Genomic DNA, 23,809 nt, shown 5'->3' on the forward strand with positions numbered 1-23,809 from the left:
AACGAAAATCAATCTGATTTTCGTATCTGTTCAAGCGGATGAGCCTGTGAATAAGCTTCTTTTAATCGATTCATTGAAACATGAGTATAGATTTGTGTGGTCGACAAAGACGAATGCCCTAATAATTCCTGCACAACTCGAATATCTGCTCCATTATCCAGTAAATGTGTCGCAAAGCTATGACGAAACATATGAGGATGAATTTTCATATTCATACCGATATCATCCGCATGTTTCTGCATTAAATATTGGACACCACGACTGGTAAGCGTATTTCCATGATTTGAAATAAAAACCGAATCACATTTTGATTTTTTTTGCCAGTAACTTTCTTTATACTGTTTTAACTGTTTTTCAAACCCTTTAAAAAAAGGAACGATTCTTTCTTTATTTCCTTTTCCGATGACTCTTATATATCTTTGATTCAAAGAAATATTCTTCCATGTCAGCTGAGTAAGTTCACTTACACGAAGTCCGCAGGCATATAATAGAGTAAACATCGTTTTATCTCTTAACTGGGTTAAATCCTGTACATCATATGTATTTAAAAATTCTTTAATTTCTGAGACAAACAGAAATTCCGGAATATTTTTCTTTTTATTCATAGAAGGAAGGGTCTGTAAAGGAGATACATTCATTCCAACATATTCGTTAAGATAACGAAAAAAAGAACGAATGGAAGACAATTTACGAGCAATGGTGGAATCCTTTGCCTGTGTACCATCTTTTAATATGCGAATGGAAACCACATAGTTCAGCATAAGAAGCCTGTCCACCTGTTCAAAAGAATCGATGGACTGACTTTGAAGATAATCTTTGAACTGATATAAATCTCTTCTATAAGCTTCTATTGTTTTTTCGGATTGTGAATTCTTGCGATAAATATAATTTAAAAATCGCTCAATATATTCATCCATACATTTCCTCAATTTCACGAATACGATTTAAAGCCTGCACAGCCATTTTTTCTTTACGTTCTTTCTTTTTGCACTTTTCTTTTAAATGCATAATTCCAAAATTCGCATTCATTGGCTGAAAATGTTTTGGATCACAATGTGTAATGTAATAAGCCTGTGAACCCATCACACAGGTATTTCCAAAACAGACAGGTTCTTTTCCCTGCAGATACAAAGCCATATTGATTCCAGCAATCAGCCCGCTGGCACAGGATTCTACATATCCTTCCACACCTGTTAACTGACCGGCAAAAAACAGATCTTCTCTTTTTCTTGACTGATAGGTTTCTTTTAATACCACAGGAGAAGAAATGTAAGAATTTCGATGCATGACACCATAACGTACGATCTTACAATTTTCCAGTCCTGGAATCATTGAAAAAACACGTTTCTGTTCTGGCCATGTCAGATGCGTCTGAAATCCTACTATATTATATAGAGAAGCTGCAACATTATCCTGTCTTAACTGTACGACCGCATAAGGATGCTGACCTTCTAATTCCAGTCCTACTGGTTTTAAAGGTCCAAACAACATCGTTTTCGGTCCTCGTTTTGCCATTTCTTCAATAGGCATACAGCCTTCAAATACATTTATATCTTCTACTCCTTCATGCATAATAGCACATTGTGCATGAATCAGTTCCTGATAGAAAGCTTCAAATTCTTCCTTGCTCATTGGACAATTGATATAGCTGGCCTCTCCTTTATCATAGCGCGATTTATAATACGCTCTGGAAAAATCTATGGAATCTTTTTCAATGATTGGTGCTGCAGCATCATAAAAATGAAACGTTTCCTGTTCTAAAAAAGAAACAATATTTTTCGCAAAGTCATCACTTGTCAAAGGTCCTGTGGCAATAATACAAGGTCCTTCTGGTATTTCTTTTACTTCTTTGTATTCAATTTCAATATTTGGATGATTCTTTATCGTATCCGTAATCATCTTTGAAAATCCCATCCTGTCCACAGCCAGTGCACTTCCGGCAGGAACAGCATTTAAATCTGCTGCTTTTATAATCAGAGAATCCATTATTCGTAATTCTTCTTTTAATATCCCCACCGCATTGTTCAAACTGTTAGATCGTAAAGAATTCGAGCACACCAGTTCTCCAAATAAATCTGTATGAAAAGCAGGTGGATATTTTTTAGGACGCATTTCAATCAGATGTACCTTAATTCCTCTTTTTGCGCATTGCCATGCTGCCTCACAACCAGCAAGTCCTGCCCCTATGATTGTTACCTGTTTCATTTCTGTTTTTCCTTTTTTGGTTCTTTTTTTATATATTTACATTTTGGGTAATTCGAACATCCAATAAAAGTTGTACCAAAACGTGATTTTCTTTTCACAAGTTCTTTGCCACACTCTGGACAGAATTCTCCAGTTGGTTCTGGTTTTGCCTTTTCTTTTAAAGATACAATGGTCTTACATTCCGGATATTTCGAACATGCCCAGAAAGGTCCATATCGTCCTTTTTTGATTACCATATAAGACCCGCACACTGGACAGACTTTCTCCTGCCCATTGGCATCCACTTTGATTTCTTCCTGTTCTTTAGATTCTGTGTATTTACATTTAGGAAAATTTTCACACGATACAAATTTCCCAAAACGCCCATTTCGATATACAAGTTCTCCCTGGCACTGCGGACATTTTCTTCCTACTTTTTCCAGTTCTACTTCCTGCATACTGCCATAGGCTTTCTGCACCAGAGGCACAAAACCATCATAGAAATTATGTAAATACTGAATATTATCAATTTCCCCATCCGCAATCAGGTCCAGAGACTTTTCCATATCTGCTGTATATTTCACATTAATAATAGAAGAGAAATATTCCTGCAGTTTTTCATCGGTCAAAAATCCCTGATCACTTGGCACAAAGACTTTATTTTTCGAAGACTGTGAACTCTTTTCCATCGTGACATATCCACGTTTCTGTAATGTATCAATAATCAAAGCATACGTGCTTGGTCGTCCAATGCTTCTTTCTTCCAGCTCTTTGATCAGTCTGGCTTCCGTATAGCGAGCCGGTGGTTCCGTAAAATGCTGACTGGCTTTCACTGGCACATTGGAATATACTTTTCCAGCTTCCAGTTCTGGCAACAATTCTTCGGATGTCTTTTCATATTTTCCAAATACTTTATGATATCCATCAAAAGTCATTACCTGACCACTGGCTTTAAATTCCATATGATCACAATCAAATGTTAAAGTCGTTACATCAAAATGACTGGGCGCCATCAAAGAAGCCAAGGTACGATAATAAATCATTTCATATAATCGATTTTCATCATTTGTCAAATATGGTTTTACCGATTCTGGCGTATGAAGGATATTGGTTGGACGAATGGCTTCATGTGCATCCTGTGCATTTTTATTGTTTTTTTCATGTACTTTTCCAATATATTTTTTTCCATACGTCTGTTCAATATAATCTTTCGCATCTTTCACAAACAAATCTGACAATCTGGTAGAATCCGAACGCATATAGGTAATTAAACCTTCCATATGATCTTCCAGTTTAACTCCTTCGTACAATTTTTGCGCAATGCTCATTGTCTTTTTTGCCCCAAATCCTAACTTTGTACTGGCATCCTGCTGTAAAGTAGATGTGATATAAGGTAACTTAGGCTGTTTTTTCTTAGCCTTCTTGGTAACATCCACTAATACAAAATCATTTTTGCATCGTTCTACGATTTCATTTGCTTCTTCCTGATTCTTTAATTGTGGTTTTTTACCATCAATTTTAGTCAATGCCACATCAAAAGACTTTCTACCTTCTTTTATTGTCGCATTTATATCCCAGTATTCTTCCGAAACAAACTTCTGAATCTCTTTTTCACGCAATACAATCAGATGTAAAGCAACCGACTGCACTCTTCCTGCAGATTTGGAATGAATCTTGTTCTGTAATAATTTACTAAGTTTAAATCCGATAATACGATCTAAAAAGCGTCGTGTTTCCTGTGACTTAACCAGTCTCATATCAATTTTACGAGGATGTTCTAAAGCATCTAAAACGGCTGGTTTTGTGACTTCGTGAAACACAATACGCTGTGTATTTTCCATATCCAGATCCAGTACACGAGCCAAATGCCAGGCAATGGCCTCCCCTTCACGATCCGGGTCACTTGCCAGATACACCGATCCAGACTTTTTAACCAAAGCCTGTAATTCTTCTACCGTTTCTTTTTTATCTTTGCTTATTTTATAAGTTGGCTTAAAATCATTTTCTACATCTATACCAAGTCTTTCCTTCCCGGTTGTCGCAAGATCACACACATGTCCTTTACTTGAAACAACTTTATAATCCGATCCCAAATATTTCTCAATTGTTTTCGATTTAGAAGGAGACTCCACAATAATCAAATTCTTTTTCATGTTATTCCCCCATGTTTCTTTATAAAACAATAAAAATTTCCATTTGTCAAATGTCATCTAACATTTTTTCATCAAATAGAATATAAGCTCCATTATAAATTAAAGAATTACATCCTAAATATTCACGATTTTCAAATGCCGTAGGCAAACAATATACCGGTATAGAAAGTTCCAGACATTCATTTACAGTAAGCATCGTTCCACTTTTTTCTTTTGCCTCAATGACAACTAAAGCTTTTGAACAGGCAGCAATCAATCGATTGCGCCATGGAAAGTTTTTAGCATAAGGAGGAACTCCCATTGGATATTCACTTACGATCAGCTGTTTTTCTTTCATCTGAGCAAATAAACTTTCATTACATTTTGGATAAATACGATCAATACCACATCCAATAATTCCAATCGTATAACAATCTAATGCACACTGATGTGCCATCGCATCTACACCTTTTGCCAGACCGGAAACAACACAGTAATTTGATTTAATATGATTCACAACTCTTTTTGTATTGATCAAAGCCTGATTTGAACATTGTCTGGAGCCTACAATGCCTATGCTTTCCTGATTGAGTAAAGACAGATTTCCCTGATAAAATAAAATCCAGGGTGGATATCTTAATTTTTTGAATGCTTCAGGATATTCTTTATCTATAATGGTGATATAGGGAAATGGATACTCAATTGTTTTAAAAGTTTCTTTATTATGAATGGCTTTTGCGATTTTAGACCAGTCTCCCATAGATTGAATGGAATAATATAAAATAGCTTCTCTTAAATGGTTCATATTATATATATTCGTATAAAATAAAAAAAAGACAAAAAATGTCTTTTAAAATAAATGAATCTGCAACTGTTTTAGCACTGGACCATAGCTTTTACGATGACAATCCAGAACTCCATATCTTTCCAATGCTTCCAGATGTTTTCTGGTAGGATATCCCTTATGAGATTTAAATCCATATTCAGGATATAATTCATCCAGTTTATACATATAACGATCTCTGGATACTTTTGCCAGAATGGAAGCCGCTGCAATACAGATGGATTTCTGATCCCCTTTTACAATCGCATGGATTTCTTTATTCAGATTTGGCAATGGCATCGCATCACTTAACGCATATTGACAAGGTGCTTCACTGGCAATTTGAAACATTGCATCCTGACAGGCTCTGTAAATGTTTTTCTGATCAATTGTTTTTTCATCCACAAATACAATTTTGTACCATAAAGCTTTTTCTATGATTTCAGTATATAGTTTTTCTCTTTTCTTTTCCGTTAGTTTTTTTGAATCATAGATTTCCATATGATCAAAGCCTTTTTCGAAAATCACACCTGCAATCACAACCGGTCCAGCAATCGGTCCTCTTCCTGCTTCATCTAAGCCTACACACAAACCATCATAATCCCATTCCAAAGGATGTTCTATATGATTTCCCATGTAATAGCCCCCAGTTTATTGTCACGGATCTCTCGAACAAAGCTGTGCATCAATCGATTTTCATCAATTGTTCCTTTTGATATATATCCTCTTTTATTCGCAATCTCACATAAAGTCTCATAAGGTGTCGATAAAATTGAAATTCCATATGTATTTTCAATGGCTTCTTTTTTATGTTCCATCAGCCATTGACAGGCATATAAAGCCAATTCATCCATCGTCACAATTTCATCTTTAATAGACCCCAGCAAAGCCAGCTTATATCCTGTATCTGTATCTTCAAATTTTGGCCATAATACCCCTGGAGTATCCAGCAATTCCAGATCCGAAGCCAATTTGATCCATTGAAGACTTTTTGTCACCCCTGGTCGATCCGCAGTCTGTGCTGCTTTTCGTTTGGCAAGAGAATTGATGAACGTACTTTTCCCGACATTAGGAATTCCACAGACCATAGCTCGTAAAGCTCTAGGCTTGATTCCTCTGCGCTTCTGTTTTTCAATAAATGAAGAACAGATTTCTTTGCTGGCCTGGATTAGCTGATTTTTATAATTGTCTTTAATTAAATCTAAAGCCAGCACTTTATTTCCCTGTGATTCTAAATAAGAAATCCATTTCTTTGTATAAACTGGATCTGCCTTATCTTTTTTAGACAATAGGATCAGACGTGGTTTTTGTCCAATCAATTCGGACAACATAGGATTTTTACTGGCTTGTGGAATGCGAGCATCTCTAATTTCTATGACAAAATCCACTTTTTTTAAATTTTCTTCCATTTGGCGTCTGGCTTTTGCCATATGACCTGGATACCATTGAATAATTTTTTTCTGTTCCATATTAATTTATTCCAATCTCATTAAACGGAAACAATACCAGAACTCCTTTTCCAAAAATCTGACTTTTATGAATCGGACCTACTGACAGATCTCGACTGTCTTTTGAATATGGACGATTGTCTCCCATAAGAAAATATTCATCTTCCTCTAAAGTAACACTTTCAAAATCCATAGATTCTACAACTGTAATTCCATCTTCATTCACATGATCCCTCATAACCTGATTGAAATAGCCAAATTCATTGATCATTTCCTGTTTATATTCTTCATCAATATAGGTGGATTCATCCAGTTTTTCCCCATTGATATAGACTTCATCATTCGAACAGGAAACTGTTTCACCAGGCAAACCAATCACACGTTTTACCCAGTGTGTTTCTTTTTCAGAACCTTCTTCCTGCATTTTAATGACAACTATATCACCTCTTTGAATCGAACCAGCATATGTTGAAATAATATTCGTAAACCCAAATTCTCCATCTTTCAAAGTCGGATGCATACTTCTTCCTTTAACGCTGACTGGATGAGCAATAAAATTCACAAACAACAAGAAAACCAAAGCGGTAATCGCAAAAACCTTAATAAAATCAAGAATGTCTTCAAATATACTTCTTTCATCTTCTTCATTGTATTTTAATTCATCTTTTTTCATAATCTTACCTTCCATAAAAACAAAAAGGCGAAAACTTCGCCTTTATTGAATTAACGTACTTCTTTTAAACGAGCTGCTTTACCAGAACGTCCACGTAAATAGTGAAGTTTATTACGACGTACTTTACCGTTACGAACGACTTCAATTTTATCAATGATTGGTGAATGCAATGGGAATTTACGTTCAACTCCTACACCACTTGACATTTTACGTACAGTGAATGTTTCAGAAATTCCTCCACCTACACGTTCAATGACAACACCTTCAAATACCTGAATACGGCTTTTGTCACCTTCTTTGATTCTAACATGTACTCGTACTGTACTTCCTGAACGGAATTCAGGAATGTCTGTTTTTAATTGTGATTTTGTTACTTCATTTACTAAATTTAAATTCATTCTGTTTCCTCCTCTATCTATTCTATACAAATTGTTCATTCACAATATGCCAGCGGAACAATCGTGCATAAATGCTTACATATTCTATCATTTAATCTTTTAAATCGCAATTCTTTTTTAAACGATCTAAATAAATTTTATCTTCCTTTGATAAATCCAGAGTTTCCAATAGATCTGGACGATGATAAAACGTATTTTCCAATGATTTCTGATGACGCCATTTTTTAATATTGGCATGATGCCCGCTCAATAAAACATCCGGCACTTTTTTTCCATCATAGATTTCAGGTCTTGTGTATTGAGGATATTCCAGTAACCCATTGGAAAAGGAATCATCCTGACTGGAATCCTGTTTGATCACACCCGGAAGAAGTCGCAAAATACAGTCACACATCACCATACAGGCACTTTCTCCACCCGTTAGTACAAAATCACCCAAAGACATCTGTATATCTACATACTCTCGAATTCTTTCATCAAATCCTTCATAATGTCCACAAATGAATATTAAGTGCTCTTTTAAAGACAGATCCATTGCGATTTTCTGATTGAATGTCTTTCCTTGAGGGGTAAGCAGGATGACTGTACTGTTTTCTGTTTTAATAGAGGCTAAGGCATCCAGAAGTGGCTGACACATCAAAACCATTCCCGCGCCTCCTCCATAAGGGGTATCATCCACATGTCCATGTTTTTCTTTTGTGAACATACGAAAATCAATCACCTCAAATTCAAACAGATTTTTTTCTTTTGCTCTTTTTATAATACTTGTATTTAGTAATGGATCGAAATATTCAGGAAATAAAGATAAAACACTTATTTTCATCTTAATCCTTCCATTTCTATAATCTGAATTTTTTTATTTTCTATATCAACATTTTCTATAAAAGCCGATACAAAAGGAACTAAAAAAGAATGATTCTCTTTTTTCACACGTAAAACAAGATTGGCACCTGTTTCTAATATATCCACCACTGTACCCAATTCTTCATTCTTCTGATTAAAAACCATACAATTCATTAATTCATGATAATAAAATGTATCTTCATCCAATTCAGGTAAGTCTTTTTTATGAATCCACAAATCTTCATTTTTCAGTTTTTCTGCTTTTTCAATCGAATCAATGCCTTCAAAAAAACAATATCCAAATCCTTTCTGAATTCTAAATTGTTTTACCGTTAAACTGGATCCATCTTTTAAATACAATTTCTTTCCTTTTTCAAATCTTTCAAAGGCTTCATCTGTAACCAGATAAATTTTACATTCTCCTTTTAAAGCATGTGTATTTATAATCTTTCCAACTTTTATCATCTTTTACTCCAAAAAAAGGATGTATTTCACATCCTAATACGCTTCAAATTTAACTGAAATTTTTTTATGTGCTTCCTTTGAAGCAATCGTCATCATCTGACGTATACTGCTGGCCATTGTTCCTTTACGACCAATTAAACGAGCTACATCATCACTATTCGCATAAACATAAAGCAGAACTTCATTTTCATTTGTTGAAGTCATCGTTTTAACGGATAAAGATGCTTTATCTTCAACTAATGGCTCGCATAAATCAAATAATGTTTTTTCTAATCCTGTCATGATTACTTAGATTCATGAAATTCTTTCATGATTCCTTCTTTAGATAAAATGTTACGAACTGTATCTGTTGGCTTTGCACCATTCTTTAACCATTTTAAAGCCAATTCTTTATTAACAGTTACATTTCCTTCTTCTTTAATTGGATTGTATGTTCCAATTTCTTCAATAATACGTCCATCACGAGGACTACGAGAATCTGCAGCTACAATACGATAGTAAGGAGCGTGTTTTTTTCCCATTCTTTTTAAACGTAATTTAACCATATAAATAACCTTCCATTTCTTTTCGCTTTGATAGAATACCATGGCAAAAATAAAGTGTCAAGCTTTTTTACTTGACATTTAATAAAACCAGAGAAAGTAAAAATCCGATCCATATCCATATGTGTTTTTTTGAAATCTTCTCTTTAAAAAGAAAGATTCCAAAGAAAGAAACAACCAGAATGGTAAAAACACTATAGGATGGATATACGATCAATGCAGGTAATGAATATAAAGATTTCAAAAGGAAACGAGCAGAGAAATAATTGGGAATTCCAATCAGAATTCCAAAAACAATCTCTTTTTTTGTGATTTTTGTCTTCTGGATGATCATTGAACCTGAACAAAGAATAAAGGCAATCACAAATGTAATACATAAATATACATCTTCATTCTGTCCCACTCTTTCAAAGATCTTAGCCATGGCATCTGCACTTCCATTAAAAATCAATAGAAAACATAGTAATAAAAGAGATTGTATTTCCTGTTTCTCATTGGATTTCTGCAATAAGCCAATACAGAAGATAGAAAGCATCACTCCAGTCAATTGTATATAAGAAGTATATTCTTTCAATATAAATATTGTGAATAAAGTGGGTATAAGAATTCCTAACTTCTGAAAAGTTGAACTCAATATCAATCCATTTTTCTGAATATTCTTCTGAAACAATACAAAACTGATCCAGTAGAAAAAACCATTGGCGATTCCTAAATAATCGGATGTATAAATCGTAAAGTCCTGAATATAAAATAAGGAACACAGAATACAAATAAAATAATTTACAGCCAGTAATGCCATTTCATTTTCTGTATAAGTCTTTGACAATCTCATAAAGATAGAAATCAAGGCACTGGATACGATCGCCAGAAATAAATAAATCATAATATAGCTTCCACGGCCCAATCAAAATCTATGCGTACATCCTGTTTCAGATTTGGATACTGTTTAGAAACCTGTTCATATAAAGAATCCTCAAAAGGAATGCTTCCCTGTTTAAAACCCTGATAATAAAATTGAATTTCATTGTCTTTATATCGTATCGCATCTACCTGAAATTCATTCTGAATCTGTTTATAAAAGAATACTTTAATAATTTCAATAATTCGATCATCTCTTCCTGAATTAAAAATATTTATCTTTTCAATCAGATCTTCCTGTGAACATACAACACGGCAAATATACCCTTTTGTTTCACAGATTACAGTTTCATCTTCTAACAGATCCATAACTTCATTTAATTCTTCTGGATTGGTTACATAATAAATCACAATCTTTTTATCATCATCCTGGTACTGTAAAGAATAATCCAGTAATGCCTCATATCCACATTGTCTGCATTTAAATTTGAACAATGACTGATTCAATATCTTTTCTAAATGATCCACTGTCACCTGTTTAAATATTTTATTTGTATTTTTATGCTGACACTTTGGACATACAATTTTTGTCAACTCCATTCTTTTATTCCTTTCTTTTAGAAAGAATCATTGGCCAACCATCACAATGAAGAGTATTTGAAACCACAAATACTGGCTGCTGATCAATTTCATTGATATAAACACCATTTTCCAGATCTACAAAAACATCTTTGGCATTTCCTTTTAAACTAAAAATTCCTACTTTCTTAGCCTGCTTATTTTCTCGTGTACATACCATAATATCAGAATCATATACTTTTGCTTCAAAGAAATCATCATAAGATAAAACATTATGTTTTATTTCACTCAATCTAGCCAGTAATCCACTGATATCTTTATTCGTATTTCTTTCTATAACATCTTTTTCAAATAAACTTGGTGTATGATCCGCTACAAATTCCTGACCCGCATTCAATAATGTACTTCCTTTTAAAAAATACAGTAACGCCGTATGATTGATCAATGGTCCTTCTTCTTTTACATATTCAATGATTCGTTTTGTGTCATGATTTTCTAAAAATCTCATTTTATTATAAGGATAAGGATAAAAATTTTCCTGGAAATTTAAAGCATTTGCATAATTTGTACAATCCCATTTTCCTTCTAAAACCATTTCAAATGTTTCACGAATATCATATTCGTATTCTATATCAAATGCTTCAAATAAATTCACATCGTATTCAGAATAGATACCCTTTTTTCTAGCTTCCTGTCCAAATCCTGCATGAACGCTTTCAGCTAACCATATACAATCTGGATTGATTGTTTTTACCTGTTTAACCGCTTCTTTCCAGAAAGCCAAAGGAACAAAAGAGGCTACATCACAACGGAATCCATCCACAATACCAGCCCATTGTTTCAGTGTCTCAATCTGATAATCCCATAAAGAACGATTGTTATAATCTAAATCATAGACATCGCTCCAGTCATCTATTTTATTCCCAAACTCATTCTTTTCATTTTTATAAAAATAATCTGGATGTTCTTTCAATAGTTTTGAATCTCTAGATGTATGATTATAGACAACATCAATAATGCATTTCATGTTACGCTTATGAATTTCATTCACCAGATGTTTAAAATCTTCCAATGTTCCATAATCCGGATTCACTTTACGATAATCCTGAATGGAATAAGGACATCCTAAACTTCCCTTTTTTCCTTTGTTTCCAATCAGATGAATTGGTAAAAACCATAAAATATCAACACCTAAAGAACGAATTCGATCCAAATCTTTCTCAATGGACTGAAACGTTCCTTCTTTCGTATGATTTCTGACATAAATAGAATAAATAATCTGATTTTCAAGTTTTGGATTCATAATACCCTCCTTTTCGTTTTCCATTTTCATCAAATGTTTCTTTCAATTTCTTTTCGACCTGAAATATACAGATAAACAATGGAATCAGCTGCAGTAAAACAATGATTGTACTTACAGTTTCCATTTGTTTATAAAAGATTAAATCCAGAGCCAATGTTAAAAAAAGTAATAACCATCCCCAGCGTATACATAAAAAAGCCATACATCGATTCGCAAATGACCAGGTATCCATATTCATCATGGATCTTCTGGTCCTGTAACCAATTAGACCATTTATATCCTTTGGATAATGTTTTTTAAACAAATACCCGATTCCTAAAATCAAAGCAGGTGTCAATTCCGTCATCAGTATAAGAAATATTTTCATTTTATTCTTCCTGTGACAACATATGCTGTAACCATCTGCATAAATCATCACTGGCGCGATTGGCCACTTTTAATACCTCTTCATGAGAATGTTTTGTCTGTGAAATTCCAGTAGCCATATTTGTGATACAGGAAATTCCCAGTACTCTCATTTTCAGATAGTTAGCCACAATGGTTTCTGGAACCGTTGACATACCTACTGCATCGGCTCCTAACACTTTAAAAGCTCTGATTTCTGCAGCCGTTTCAAAACATGGTCCATTAAATAAAGCATACACTCCTGTTTTATATGGAATCTGACATTGGCTGGCACAATCTTTTGCGAATTGGATCCACTTTAAATTATAAGGTTCGCTCATATCGGGAAATCGAGGTCCCAAGCGTTCATCGTTTTCTCCAATTAATGGATTAACTCCTAAAAAATTAATATAGTCTTCAATAATCATTAAATCACCGGGATGAAATGATTCATTAATTCCTCCACAGGCATTGGTTACAATTAAATTTTTTACTCCTAACTGATGCAGTACATAAATAGGAAAGGTAACCTGAGACATAGTAAATCCTTCATAATAATGAAAACGTCCCTGCATACAAACGATTTCTTTGTCTTTAATCTTTCCAAATACCAGTTGATCTTTATGTCCTTTTACATTTGAAGAGGGAAAATAAGGGATAGATGAATAAGAAATTACTTCTTTATCCAATAAATTGTCTACAAAAGCATCTAAACCTGATCCTAAAACAATGGCATAAGATGGTTTTCGATTTATTTTTGATTGTATATACGTTACTGCTTCTAAAATCTGGTCATAAAACATAAAAAAATCCTCCATCTCTATTATAGCAAATGAAGGAATATCATATTACAAATTGTTCCAGAAAGAATACTAAAAAATGTATTGTGTTTCCATTTATATGTAATGATCACAACAATACTCGCCAGTACTTGTGCTTTTCCAGAAGAAGAGAAATTCACAATGTCTTTTAAACAGTACACTACCAGTATTGCCATAATAGCGGATGGAAGCTGTTGTCCCAATTGATGAAGCCAGGCTGGCATCTCTCTTTTTCGAAAACAAAGAAAGGGAAAGGCACGCAAAGAAAAAGTAATCCCTGCACAAACCAGTATCGTAATATACATCATATTTCCCTCCAGCTTCTATATAACAGAAAAAAGGAAGTCAGAATTAAACTTGGTAACATAAATTGACGGGTTCCAAAAAGAAGGAGACAGAGAATACCAACAATAAATCCAATACATGCGATTTTTTGATTTTCAATCTTTTTACACTGATCCATAAGGATAATAATAAATAAAGCGGTCATACAAAAATCAATACCTTCTAAATTCCATGGAACCAGATTTCCAATAAAACTTCCAAGTAGTCCACCTATCATCCAGTAACATCTGGAAAAAAAGGCAATCCAGGGCATAATATCCTTCTTATTTTGAGAAGGTAAAGTGCAATTTACCGCATAGGTTTCATCCGTCAATGTATGGATCATATACCATTTCTTTTTTCCCATACGATTAAAATCATCGATAAATGTTAAACTGTAAAACAATTGTCGACTGTTGATCAACAAGGCACTTAAACAGATTGTAAGTAAAGGTGTCCCTGTCTGAAGAAAAGAAATCAGTAAAAATTGAAAAGCTCCTGTATAGATCACAAGACTGATCAATAAGGTATGCCACCAGTAAAAACCAGCTTCATTCATCATCAAACCATAAGCCATCCCAACAAAAATATAGCTGCATAAAATAGGAATGGATTTAATAAAAGCAGTTTTTAGAATTTCTTTTTTCATGACATTTATTATATTACCTACCTTTTAAATAGGCAACACATATTCTGTTTTTTCTTAATCAAAATCCTTTGATTCATATTCTTTCATACGATATCCGACACCGATTTCTGTTTCTATATACTCCGGTTTAGCCGGATTCTTTTCAATTTTTCGACGTGTGGAAGCCATTGTAGAACGAAGTACCTGTGTATCCTGTCCATATCCATCTCCCCATATTTTCTTCAATATCGTATGATAAGTTAACAGTTTTCCAGGATTTTTCATAAACAGCAACAATAATTTATATTCAAGTGGAGTAAGATGTATTTTCTGTCCATCTTTATAAGCTAAATGAGCTCCATTATCCAATTTAAGACTTCCATTTACATAGACAGTCGTATCTTCTTTGCCTGTTTCTGATGGTTTCATACGATAATAATGGCGTAAGGCAACACGGATTCTCGCCATTAATTCGGTAGCGGAAAATGGTTTTGTTAAATAATCATCCGCTCCATCATCCAATGCATTGGCTTTTTCTTTATCTAAATCTCTTGCGGATACAACAATGATTGGCACATCCGACCATTCACGTATTTTATGAAGAACCTGCATTCCATCCATATCAGGAAGACCTAAATCCAACAAAATTAAATCTGCATTTTCTTTGATCATACAGGAAATTCCATCTTTTCCATTTAAAGTTCCTTTTACTTCAAAACCTTCATTTTCTAAAGTATAGACCATAAAATTCTGAATTTGAACATCATCTTCTATCACAAGTATTTTTTCCTTAAACATGATTCGCTCCTTCTTTAAGTGGCAATGTAAAAGTGAATTCAGCTCCTTTTGAATCTGTACGATTCTTTCCCGTAATGGTACCACCATGTGCTTTTATGACCGTTTCACAAATTGTAAGTCCCAATCCAATTCCCTTTTTCGCATCCGAAAGATGGGTATTTGATGTATAAAAGATTTTAAACAAGTTCGATAAATCTTCTTCTGCAATTCCTTCTCCCTCATCAAATACACGTACCACCACTTCTTTTTCTGTATAATATGTACTTATAGTAATGTTTTCTTCTGGCTTTGTATGTTTGATCGCATTATCCAAAAGATTAATGATAACTTGTTCAATTAAACGAGCATCCATCGGCACCAGACAAAATTCATCAGGAATCTCAACTTGAATTTCTCTATATGGATGCACTCTTTCAATATGAGAAACCGCACTTCCAATGACTTCTTCGATTGCTTCCATTTCTTTTCGGATCACAACCTTTCCATCCTGGATCCTGGTCAGACTCAAAATATTTTCAACTAAAGATTTTAACCAGTCCGCATCCTGATAAATACCCTGAAGCAAGCTTTGAGATGGATCCTTTTTATCCATCATATCCATCAGCATTTCAGAAGTTCCCATGATTCCAGATAAAGGTGTACGCAAATCATGAGAGATCGAACGCAATAGATTGGCACGCTGACTTTCTCTTTCCATTTTTTCTTTGTCCTTTACTCTTTCAATGGTAATTTCAATACGATCCATCGCCATGGATACATTTTCAATTATCGAATGAAGCAATTTTTTCTTTTGTTTCAGACAGTCTATTTCTACTTTTAAATCAATTTTTATAATTGCCAGTAAATGTTCTTTCCCATATACCGGAAAACCAAAACTATCCAAATCTTCTAAATACTCTTCTCTAAGATTTGTATATGTTTTCACAATTTCATCCACATTCGTCACCGTTCTATGAATTTGTCTGTCTTCAATTTGTTGAACATATACAGGATTTTTCTGTTCTCCAACATAGATACAACCTACACTGGTCTGTAAAAGCTGACTTATGCTTTCAACAGTAACTTTCAAAACCGCTTCTAAATCCGCTGCATCGGATAATTTACTGGATAGATTGTATAGAATCTGTGTTTCTTCTCCTTTATCATTTGCTTCTTTTGTCATTAACTTTTCTTTTGTGGTTAACGCGCTTGTTAAGATAGAAGTGATCAGCATAATAAAAAAAGTAATCAAATAAGACGGATCGTTCACAAATAATGTATGATAAGGCGCTGTAAAAAAATAGTTGAAACAAACGATAGATAAAATGGCAGACAATATTCCATATGTATATCCATTTGTAAAACGAGCAACCAATAAAACAGCCAATAGATAGATCACAACAATATTGGTTTCTGGAAATTCATATTGTTTAAAAATTTGTCCTAATACCGTAATTAAGAATACAATTCCTATTAATTTTAGTACATCAAGTAACCATTCATTCTTTTTATTCATTTTATCTCCACTCAAATCTTCTTTTTAAGATTATAATCTATTCTTTATCCAAATACAAAAAATACCCATACCTATGAGTATGGGTAAACTAATTTATATTTCATTGTTTTATCATACAATATCCAATTCCTACATGAGTTTGAATGAACATATTTGAATTATCTTTTTTTTCAATCTTTTTTCTAAGTGTTGCGACATGTACACGAAGACTTGCGACATTCCCTTCTAAAGAACTTCCCCATATTTCTTTTGTGATAAATGTATGCGTTAAAACACGACCTAAATTTTTTGCCAATAGACATATAATTTTATATTCTAGGGGTGTTACATGAATTTCCTGATTTTTAACCAGTACCGTTTGCATCTGATAATCTATGGTCAAACTTCCATTGTGAAAATACGGAGTTCCATCATTCTGATTGTTTTGGATATACTGTATCCTTCTAAAATTCCCTCGAATTCGCGCCAGAAGTTCAGCGGTTGAAAAAGGTTTGGTGATATAATCATCAGCACCTGCATCCAAAGCATCAATTTTATCTTTATCTTCGCTTCGAGCACTGATGACAGTAATAGGAACCATTGACCAGGAACGTATTTTTCTGATTACTTCGATTCCGTCCATATCTGGAAGCCCTAAATCCAATAAAATGAGTTTAGGCGTCTGGGTTGTTGCTTCAATAATCGTCTGATTCCCATTTTTTGCGATACGATACTTATAATTTTCCGTTTCAAGAGCGGTTGTGATCAGATTACGGATTGCTGTATCATCTTCTACTACTAATATATTCGAATTAATCATGATTTTTCCTCCTTATAGAATCTAAAGTGATACTATCATTCTCTTTCTTAAATATGTATAAAGAGGATTCATTAAGGTATTAAGAAGATAAAAAGATTTATTTTTTAAATAAAGCCTGAATCAGCACAAAAATTTCCAGTCTTCCTAAAATCATTCCAATAATTTCAATTAAAAGACAAATAGAAGTAGTACTTGCACTAGTTACTCCAATGGAAAGTCCGACTGTTCCCAGTGAAGATGCAAATTCAAACGCTCCTTCTAATACGGTACATCCTGAAAAAAAAGTTAAAGCAATCGTTCCAGCCATAAAGATTAAAAGATACGTCTGTGCATATGTTAAAGCTTCTTCTACCTGTGAAAACTCCAGCAATTCTTTTTCACTTCCTTTACAGTAATAAGTTAGAGTCACTCTACGATCCGGTATCATTTTCTTTTTAATATTCCATACCATATTCTTTATCAGTATGCAGACTCTGCCTAATTTAATTCCCCCAGCTGTAGATCCTATACCTCCACCTACAATCATAAGAAGGATCATAATTGTTAATGCCGTTTCAGGCCATTGGCTATAGCTGCATGTCGAATATCCTGTCGTGGATAAAGCGGAAAACGCATTAAAGAAAGCCAATTCACTGCTATTTGACAAGGATTCTCCATTTCCTGCAAGAAATATAGTCATCAATGGAATGGAAATTAAAATCACTCCAATTAAAAAGCGAATTTCACTGGATCTAAAAAAATCTTTAAATCGTTTACGAAATAAAAGCAGTAATAAAGAAAAGTTGGTCGTTCCAATCAACATAAGAAAAACAGTAATCCATTCAATAGGTAGTGAATGATAATATCCAATGCTTTCCAATCGATTTGAAAAACCTCCAGTAGATAAGGCACACATACTGTGAACCAGACTATCAAATACAGGCATTCCAAAGACGGTATATAATATTGTTCCCACAAGAAGGAAAAAACCATACATCATCACAATGACTTTTACCGTTTTTCCAATCGTAGGCATTAATTTATCCGGATGACCTTCTGCCTGGTACAAAGTAACCGATTCTTTTTCCTGTATAAACAGAAGCATCATCATTACAAACCCTAAGCCTCCTACATACTGAAGAAATCCTCGATAGAACAAATAGATATGAGGAAGGCTTTCTACATCCAGTACAGATAAACCGGTTGTGGTAAATCCGCTGACGGATTCAAAAAGGGACTGTATAAAACTCATATTTCCCAGACAATAGAATGGAATCGATGCCAGTAAAAAACCATACCCCCAGGCAAAGACAACCAGTCGATAACTGTTCAATTCTCCTTTCTTTTTCTGAAAAACCAATAATCCAAGTAAAATAGAACTTAAAGATGGAATCAGAAATTTAAAACTATAGACAATTTCTTTTGGATAAAACGGGATAACCAGCAATGGAATCAACAAGATACAACCTTCCAATACCATCATCTTTCCCATAATCGAGATTCCTTTAAGATACTTCATATTCTGTCATCTCCTTAACCTGATTCATTTTAGTCTTATCTGAAGTTATAATTAAAAGAATATCTCCCTCCATAAGACGAGTATCTCCTCTAGGAATCAGACTTTGTTCCCCTCTAAGAATGCAGCCAATAATAATTTCTTTTGGAAAATTTAATTCCCATAATTTTTTTCCAGCTGCTTTTGAATGTTTAGAAATAGGCAGTTCAAATATTTGTATTCTTCCTTGATCAAATGGATTCATTTTTGTCATTTCATCCATTAGAGCCTGTTCTTCCATAATATTGGTAATCATATTCAATGCACATACGACACGATCAATTCCCATCTGATAAAAAAAATCAGTTTTTGATGGATCTTTTAATAAAGCTACCGTTTTCTTTACATGAAAAAACTGTTTACACATTTCACAAATCACAAGATTGTCTTCATCCACATCGGTTAAAGCTATGGCAACCTGACACTGATTGGCTGAAGCATCTTCTAAAATATATTTTTTGCTTCCATCTCCATAAATCACATTCAATCGATTCACTTCAGCTAATTTTTCACAAGCTTCATAATCTTTATTAATAACCGTTACATGATACCCTTTATCTAATAATGAATTCGCAAGAGATCTTGCTTTATGAAACCCTCCTACGATCAATATATTTTTATGTTCTCTTCTTTTATTCCACATGGGCTTCACTTCCAATTTCTATATAATTGTTGATTTCTTTTTCCGATAGTTCACTTGGGCAAATCGCATCAATATTCATTTTTTCTACAAGATCCAATTTCTGTTCATCATAAATTCTTGCGACCACTTTTGGAATATGAAACAGCTTCTTTGCGATTTGCGCAGCACAAATATTCACACAATCGTGATTGGTTACCGCAATAAATACCGTTGCCTTGTCTAGTTCCATCGTTTTAAATTTTTCAATATCCGTTGCACTTGCTGTTAATGTCAGACCCCCATATGAATAAGGAAGTTTACGAAAAGCACTTTTATCGCAATCCAGAATCACAACGTCTTTTTTCTTTTCCGATAGCTTCCCTGCTATACTGGCTCCCAATCGTCCACAACCCACAATCACAACACAACCATTTTCTTCCATAGTCATTCCTCCTATTTTCTTATAAGATGTCTTACATTATGCGCATCATACACTTCTTTAAACTGTGAATCTTTTTGAATCTGACAATCCTTTTCCGAATAGGCACATTCAACTACAAAATTCATAGATCCATATTGTTCCATGTTGTAGCGAGCTGGAATATAAGTGGGATCTAAGGCATAAGAGGCACGAAAATGTTTCATTGCCTGCACATGATTCTTTTCTTTTTCCATTAAAATTCCCATCAAATTATGAGGAATTGCAGAATGAGGATCTTGAAACATGGCTTCTTTAATTTTATTTTCACATTTTCTATATTCATGACATGCAATCAGTTTTTTGCATTCCTCTTCCAGATTTTTCATTCCATTTCCTTCTTTCTTTTGTATTTGAAGTATATATTTTTTCTTGTAGTAACACTGTAAGATATCTATAAGAATTCTGTGGATTATTTAAATGAATATAAAAAACCTGTGATATTTTCCAGAACGTGTAAAAAAGCTGTGAAAAAAGGATGTAAATCATAATTGATTTACATCCTGTGCTATAAACTAAACGTTGTCTTCTTTATTTAAATTGATCCTATTGTTCATCCTTTACTGGTTCCAGCCATTCATTTGAACTATTTTCACCTGGTACCTCTATAGCAAGATGACTGAACCAGCAATCCGGTGCAGCCCCATGCCAGTGTTTAACTCCCACAGGAATATTGATACAATCTCCCGGTTTCATCTCTATTGCCTTTTTACCCCATTCCTGATAATAGCCTTTTCCTGCAACGCAAATTAAAATCTGTCCACCACCTTTTGATGCATGATGAATATGCCAGTTGTTTCTACAACCTGGTTCAAAGGTTACATTAAATATTCCAACCTGAGACTTTGATATAGGTGCAAGATAACTTTTTCCACTAAAGTACTGTGCAAATCCATCATTTGGTTCACCAATCGGAAATATCATTTCCTTAGCATGTGCTCTCATTGCTTCATCTTCATATAAAAGATCTTCTTCCTTTACATTCCAGACTTCTTTTGCCAGATTAAATACCGCCCATCCCTTTGGCCAGCCGGCATAAAAGGCAACATGTGTAATAATGGCAGCTATTTCTCTTCGTGTAACACCATGATCCTTTGCGTTTTGAAGATGATACTTAATAGAGGAATCCAGGATGCCTGAAGACATGAGTGCAACTACTGTAATAATGCTTCTTGTCTTGGTATCAATATCCTGATTATTCCAGTTTTCACCAAAGAGAATATCGTCATTATAATGAGCAAACTCTGGTGCAAATTCACCCAACTGATTCTTACCTGCTGTCTGCACTATTTTATCCATAATATAGACCTCTTTTCTTATTCATATTTAATGTTTCTATATATTAATCCATTTTATGTACCTGTTATAAAGACAATCCAAGCTTATAGGCTTTTCTCATAATATCTTCATGATTGCCTGCATCATCCGCATCAGCGATTCCACCACCGAAAACAATGCCTTTCAATCTTGCCTTTTCAAAACAGTCTACCCATCCTTTTAAACCACTGTACGCTTTTTCAAATGCACTTTCCTCATTCTCTGCTGCAGTTGCAATCATATAAATATCACGAAATGAATAATTAGAAGTAAAAAGCGGGTTCAATCGGTCAAGTAAAGTCTTCATCTGTCCAGACATCTCATAATAGTAAATTGGAGTGGCATAAACAATCACTTGGGCATCCTTTACTTTTGCCATAATTTCTGCCATATCATCTTTAAGAACACAACTTCCTTTCATCTGGCAAGTTAAACATCCAATACAGTATTCAATCTTTTTTCCCTTTAAGGAAATGTATTCTACTTCATGTCCAGCTTCCTTAGCCCCTTTTGCACATTCCCTTGCCATAATATCTGAATTGCTTCCAGCACGTAAACTGGTTGAAACAATCAACACTTTTTTTGACATTATCAACACACTCCGTTTTGTTCAAAAAAATTCTGTATCTTATCAAAAGGAATGACATCCAGATTATCATAAAGATCGGTATGAACGGCATTCGATATCGTATAAAGCTCCTTATTTGCAGCATACTTACTATTCTTGATCATAGCTTCATATGCATCTTTTCCAAAATAATAGCTATGTGCTTTTTCTCCATGAACGATAAGAACCGCACTTCTGATTTCATTGCTGTATTTTAGAATAGGCTGATTCATAAACGACTGACATCCTATACTATTCCATCCTTCATTAGAATTCAGACTTCTTTCATGATAACATCTTCCCTTGTAATACTCGCTGTAATCCTTTACAAAGAATGGTGCATCATCAGGAACCGGTAGCGATACACATCCACCTGCCCTTGAATACTCCCCTTTTCTATATTCTTCTGTTCTAAGAGCATTCATAGCTTTCTTTTTTACAAAACGTGCTTCTTCACTGTCTTCTGAATCAAAATAACCATTCGCATTTACTCTTGTCATATCATACATAGTGGAGGCAACCGTTGCTTTAATTCTTGTATCAAGAGCTGCCGCATTGATTGCCATGCCTCCCCAGCCACAGATACCTATAATACCAATCTTATCGGCATCTACATTATCCTGTACAGAAAGGAAGTCAACTGCAGCCATAAAATCCTCTGTATTTATATCCGGTGATGCCATATATCTAGGAAAGCCTCCACTTTCTCCTGTGTAAGAAGGATCAAATGCAATCGTCAGGAATCCTCTTTCTGCCATAGTCTGTGCATATAATCCAGAACACTGCTCCTTTACGGCACCGAATGGGCCACTTACCGCAATGGCTGGAAGTTTACCTTCTGCATTTTTAGGAATATACATATCCGCTGCAAGGGTGATTCCATATCGATTTCTAAATGTAATCTTTTTGTGATCTACCATTTCACTCTTAGGAAAAGTTTTATCCCACACGGTAACCAACTTAAGTTCTTCTGTTTTCATTCTATCAAATACCTCCATATAAATTAGTTTATTGAAATAAAAGCCTTTTTGCTTTATGATAGAATCATAGAACCTAAACCTGACTTTAGGTCAAGTGTTTTTTTATTTTGAAAGAAGGTATTTTATGTACACTATTGGTGAAGTATCTGAAATGTTTCATCTTCCTGTTTCTACTTTGAGATATTATGATAAAGAAGGCCTTTTCCCTGATCTTGAACGTAAAGGAAATATTCGATATTTTAGTGATAATGAACTTGAAGCCATTCGTATCATCGAGTGTTTAAAACAATCCGGTCTTGAAATTAAGGATATAAAACAATTTTTTAAATGGGTTACAGAAGGATCCTCCAGCTATATAAAACGAAAAGAATTATTTGAGCATCGAAAAGCTGCTGTCAAAGAAGAAATCAAACAGCTTGAAAAAACTCTTGCCATGCTGGAATTTAAATGCTGGTATTATGAAACCGCAATAGCGGATGGTAATGAAGATAAAATTAATGCTATGCTCCCTGATCATCTTCCAAAAGAGATTCAAAAACTTTACGATAAAGGTCATGGATAAAACTCTTGCATTACATTGAATTAGAGAACTCTTACATTTTGTAAGCTTTAATGGTGTCTTTCACAAAAAAAGAGAATTGCCACAATGAAGTGAACCCAAAAGTTTGGACTCATTAATATTTATTCTAATTTACTCATTTATACTTAATTGTATAGATGAGTTTTTTATTATTCATTACGTCGGTCGCTATATAAATCGTTGCACATCATGTA

At 34.1% G+C, this 23,809-nt stretch carries 30 protein-coding genes; 1 reads left to right on the forward strand and 29 read right to left on the reverse strand.

What is annotated here, in order from left to right; genetic code table 11:
• Positions 1-8: 8 nt before the first annotated feature.
• The 29 genes from xerA to FYJ50_RS07135 form a co-directional block, all read right to left on the reverse strand.
• Positions 9-917 (reverse strand): site-specific tyrosine recombinase/integron integrase, encoded by a 909-nt coding sequence (xerA, locus tag FYJ50_RS06995; protein ID WP_154460480.1) that lies wholly within the window; start codon positions 915-917, stop codon positions 9-11.
• A complete protein-coding gene (trmFO, locus tag FYJ50_RS07000; RefSeq protein WP_154460482.1) occupies positions 910-2,205 on the reverse strand; it encodes a methylenetetrahydrofolate--tRNA-(uracil(54)-C(5))-methyltransferase (FADH(2)-oxidizing) TrmFO in 1,296 nt (431 codons plus the stop codon). Before trmFO ends, xerA begins: the two co-directional genes overlap by 8 nt.
• Positions 2,202-4,337: a type I DNA topoisomerase gene (gene topA, locus FYJ50_RS07005; RefSeq protein ID WP_154460484.1), complete on the reverse strand. Its 2,136-nt coding sequence runs from the start codon at positions 4,335-4,337 to the stop codon at positions 2,202-2,204. The genes trmFO and topA overlap by 4 nt, the downstream gene beginning before the upstream one ends.
• 46 nt (positions 4,338-4,383) lie before the next feature.
• Positions 4,384-5,121: a DNA-processing protein DprA gene (gene dprA / locus FYJ50_RS07010; RefSeq protein WP_154460486.1), complete on the reverse strand. Its 738-nt coding sequence runs from the start codon at positions 5,119-5,121 to the stop codon at positions 4,384-4,386.
• Between the two features lie 45 nt (positions 5,122-5,166).
• Entirely contained in the window at positions 5,167-5,775 is a 609-nt protein-coding gene (locus FYJ50_RS07015) for a ribonuclease HII (protein WP_154460488.1), read from the reverse strand.
• Entirely contained in the window at positions 5,760-6,608 is an 849-nt protein-coding gene (ylqF, locus tag FYJ50_RS07020; RefSeq protein WP_154460490.1) for a ribosome biogenesis GTPase YlqF, read from the reverse strand. The genes FYJ50_RS07015 and ylqF overlap by 16 nt, the downstream gene beginning before the upstream one ends.
• Before the next feature lies 1 nt (position 6,609).
• Positions 6,610-7,260: a signal peptidase I gene (gene lepB / locus FYJ50_RS07025; RefSeq protein WP_154460492.1), complete on the reverse strand. Its 651-nt coding sequence runs from the start codon at positions 7,258-7,260 to the stop codon at positions 6,610-6,612.
• Positions 7,261-7,310: 50 nt separating this feature from the next.
• Positions 7,311-7,658 carry a 50S ribosomal protein L19 gene (gene rplS, locus FYJ50_RS07030; RefSeq protein ID WP_154460494.1) on the reverse strand — a complete coding sequence of 116 codons (348 nt, stop codon included), beginning with the start codon at positions 7,656-7,658 and terminating at the stop codon, positions 7,311-7,313.
• Between the two features lie 91 nt (positions 7,659-7,749).
• On the reverse strand, positions 7,750-8,481 hold the full coding sequence (trmD, locus tag FYJ50_RS07035) for a tRNA (guanosine(37)-N1)-methyltransferase TrmD (RefSeq protein WP_154460496.1): 732 nt from the start codon (positions 8,479-8,481) through the stop codon (positions 7,750-7,752).
• Positions 8,478-8,966, reverse strand: a complete 489-nt coding sequence (gene rimM, locus FYJ50_RS07040) for a ribosome maturation factor RimM (RefSeq protein WP_154460498.1) — start codon at positions 8,964-8,966, stop codon at positions 8,478-8,480. The genes trmD and rimM overlap by 4 nt, the downstream gene beginning before the upstream one ends.
• 33 nt (positions 8,967-8,999) lie before the next feature.
• On the reverse strand, positions 9,000-9,248 hold the full coding sequence (locus tag FYJ50_RS07045) for a KH domain-containing protein (protein WP_154460500.1): 249 nt from the start codon (positions 9,246-9,248) through the stop codon (positions 9,000-9,002).
• 2 nt (positions 9,249-9,250) lie between these two features.
• Complete coding sequence (rpsP, locus tag FYJ50_RS07050; protein WP_154460502.1) at positions 9,251-9,511, reverse strand: 30S ribosomal protein S16; 261 nt, start codon at positions 9,509-9,511, stop codon at positions 9,251-9,253.
• Positions 9,512-9,578: 67 nt separating this feature from the next.
• On the reverse strand, positions 9,579-10,391 hold the full coding sequence (locus tag FYJ50_RS07055; protein ID WP_154460504.1) for a hypothetical protein: 813 nt from the start codon (positions 10,389-10,391) through the stop codon (positions 9,579-9,581).
• Positions 10,388-10,966, reverse strand: coding sequence for a CpXC domain-containing protein (locus tag FYJ50_RS07060; RefSeq protein WP_154460506.1), 579 nt, complete (start codon positions 10,964-10,966; stop codon positions 10,388-10,390). The genes FYJ50_RS07055 and FYJ50_RS07060 overlap by 4 nt, the downstream gene beginning before the upstream one ends.
• Positions 10,967-10,970: 4 nt before the next feature.
• Entirely contained in the window at positions 10,971-12,248 is a 1,278-nt protein-coding gene (locus FYJ50_RS07065; RefSeq protein WP_154460508.1) for an alpha-amylase family glycosyl hydrolase, read from the reverse strand.
• Positions 12,232-12,615: an SdpI family protein gene (locus tag FYJ50_RS07070; protein ID WP_205946466.1), complete on the reverse strand. Its 384-nt coding sequence runs from the start codon at positions 12,613-12,615 to the stop codon at positions 12,232-12,234. Before FYJ50_RS07070 ends, FYJ50_RS07065 begins: the two co-directional genes overlap by 17 nt.
• A gap of 1 nt (position 12,616) precedes the next feature.
• A complete protein-coding gene (locus FYJ50_RS07075; protein ID WP_154460512.1) occupies positions 12,617-13,435 on the reverse strand; it encodes a purine-nucleoside phosphorylase in 819 nt (272 codons plus the stop codon).
• Positions 13,436-13,455: 20 nt separating this feature from the next.
• Positions 13,456-13,761 (reverse strand): branched-chain amino acid transporter permease, encoded by a 306-nt coding sequence (locus tag FYJ50_RS07080; protein ID WP_154460514.1) that lies wholly within the window; start codon positions 13,759-13,761, stop codon positions 13,456-13,458.
• A complete protein-coding gene (locus FYJ50_RS07085; protein WP_154460516.1) occupies positions 13,758-14,426 on the reverse strand; it encodes an AzlC family ABC transporter permease in 669 nt (222 codons plus the stop codon). Before FYJ50_RS07085 ends, FYJ50_RS07080 begins: the two co-directional genes overlap by 4 nt.
• Before the next feature lie 54 nt (positions 14,427-14,480).
• Positions 14,481-15,203, reverse strand: a complete 723-nt coding sequence (locus tag FYJ50_RS07090) for a response regulator transcription factor (protein ID WP_154460518.1) — start codon at positions 15,201-15,203, stop codon at positions 14,481-14,483.
• Positions 15,196-16,698 (reverse strand): DUF4118 domain-containing protein, encoded by a 1,503-nt coding sequence (locus tag FYJ50_RS07095; protein ID WP_154460520.1) that lies wholly within the window; start codon positions 16,696-16,698, stop codon positions 15,196-15,198. Before FYJ50_RS07095 ends, FYJ50_RS07090 begins: the two co-directional genes overlap by 8 nt.
• Positions 16,699-16,798: 100 nt before the next feature.
• Positions 16,799-17,497, reverse strand: a complete 699-nt coding sequence (locus FYJ50_RS07100; protein WP_154460522.1) for a response regulator transcription factor — start codon at positions 17,495-17,497, stop codon at positions 16,799-16,801.
• Between the two features lie 97 nt (positions 17,498-17,594).
• Positions 17,595-18,995 (reverse strand): TrkH family potassium uptake protein, encoded by a 1,401-nt coding sequence (locus FYJ50_RS07105; protein ID WP_154460524.1) that lies wholly within the window; start codon positions 18,993-18,995, stop codon positions 17,595-17,597.
• Positions 18,982-19,674, reverse strand: a complete 693-nt coding sequence (locus FYJ50_RS07110) for a potassium channel family protein (RefSeq protein ID WP_154460526.1) — start codon at positions 19,672-19,674, stop codon at positions 18,982-18,984. Before FYJ50_RS07110 ends, FYJ50_RS07105 begins: the two co-directional genes overlap by 14 nt.
• On the reverse strand, positions 19,664-20,095 hold the full coding sequence (locus tag FYJ50_RS07115; protein ID WP_205946467.1) for an NAD-binding protein: 432 nt from the start codon (positions 20,093-20,095) through the stop codon (positions 19,664-19,666). Before FYJ50_RS07115 ends, FYJ50_RS07110 begins: the two co-directional genes overlap by 11 nt.
• A gap of 11 nt (positions 20,096-20,106) precedes the next feature.
• Positions 20,107-20,460 (reverse strand): hypothetical protein, encoded by a 354-nt coding sequence (locus FYJ50_RS07120; protein WP_154460530.1) that lies wholly within the window; start codon positions 20,458-20,460, stop codon positions 20,107-20,109.
• Between the two features lie 217 nt (positions 20,461-20,677).
• Positions 20,678-21,430: a carboxymuconolactone decarboxylase family protein gene (locus tag FYJ50_RS07125; protein WP_154460532.1), complete on the reverse strand. Its 753-nt coding sequence runs from the start codon at positions 21,428-21,430 to the stop codon at positions 20,678-20,680.
• A 64-nt stretch (positions 21,431-21,494) separates the two neighbouring features.
• Positions 21,495-22,037 carry a flavodoxin family protein gene (locus FYJ50_RS07130; RefSeq protein ID WP_154460534.1) on the reverse strand — a complete coding sequence of 181 codons (543 nt, stop codon included), beginning with the start codon at positions 22,035-22,037 and terminating at the stop codon, positions 21,495-21,497.
• A gap of 2 nt (positions 22,038-22,039) precedes the next feature.
• Complete coding sequence (locus tag FYJ50_RS07135; protein WP_154460536.1) at positions 22,040-23,035, reverse strand: alpha/beta hydrolase; 996 nt, start codon at positions 23,033-23,035, stop codon at positions 22,040-22,042.
• Positions 23,036-23,159: 124 nt separating this feature from the next.
• Between FYJ50_RS07135 and FYJ50_RS07140 the strand changes: the two genes are divergently transcribed.
• Positions 23,160-23,597: a MerR family transcriptional regulator gene (locus tag FYJ50_RS07140; RefSeq protein WP_154460538.1), complete on the forward strand. Its 438-nt coding sequence runs from the start codon at positions 23,160-23,162 to the stop codon at positions 23,595-23,597.
• Positions 23,598-23,809 lie beyond the last annotated feature (212 nt).

The organism is Floccifex porci (assembly GCF_009696175.1).
Lineage (GTDB): Bacteria > Bacillota_I > Bacilli_A > Erysipelotrichales > Erysipelotrichaceae > Floccifex > Floccifex porci.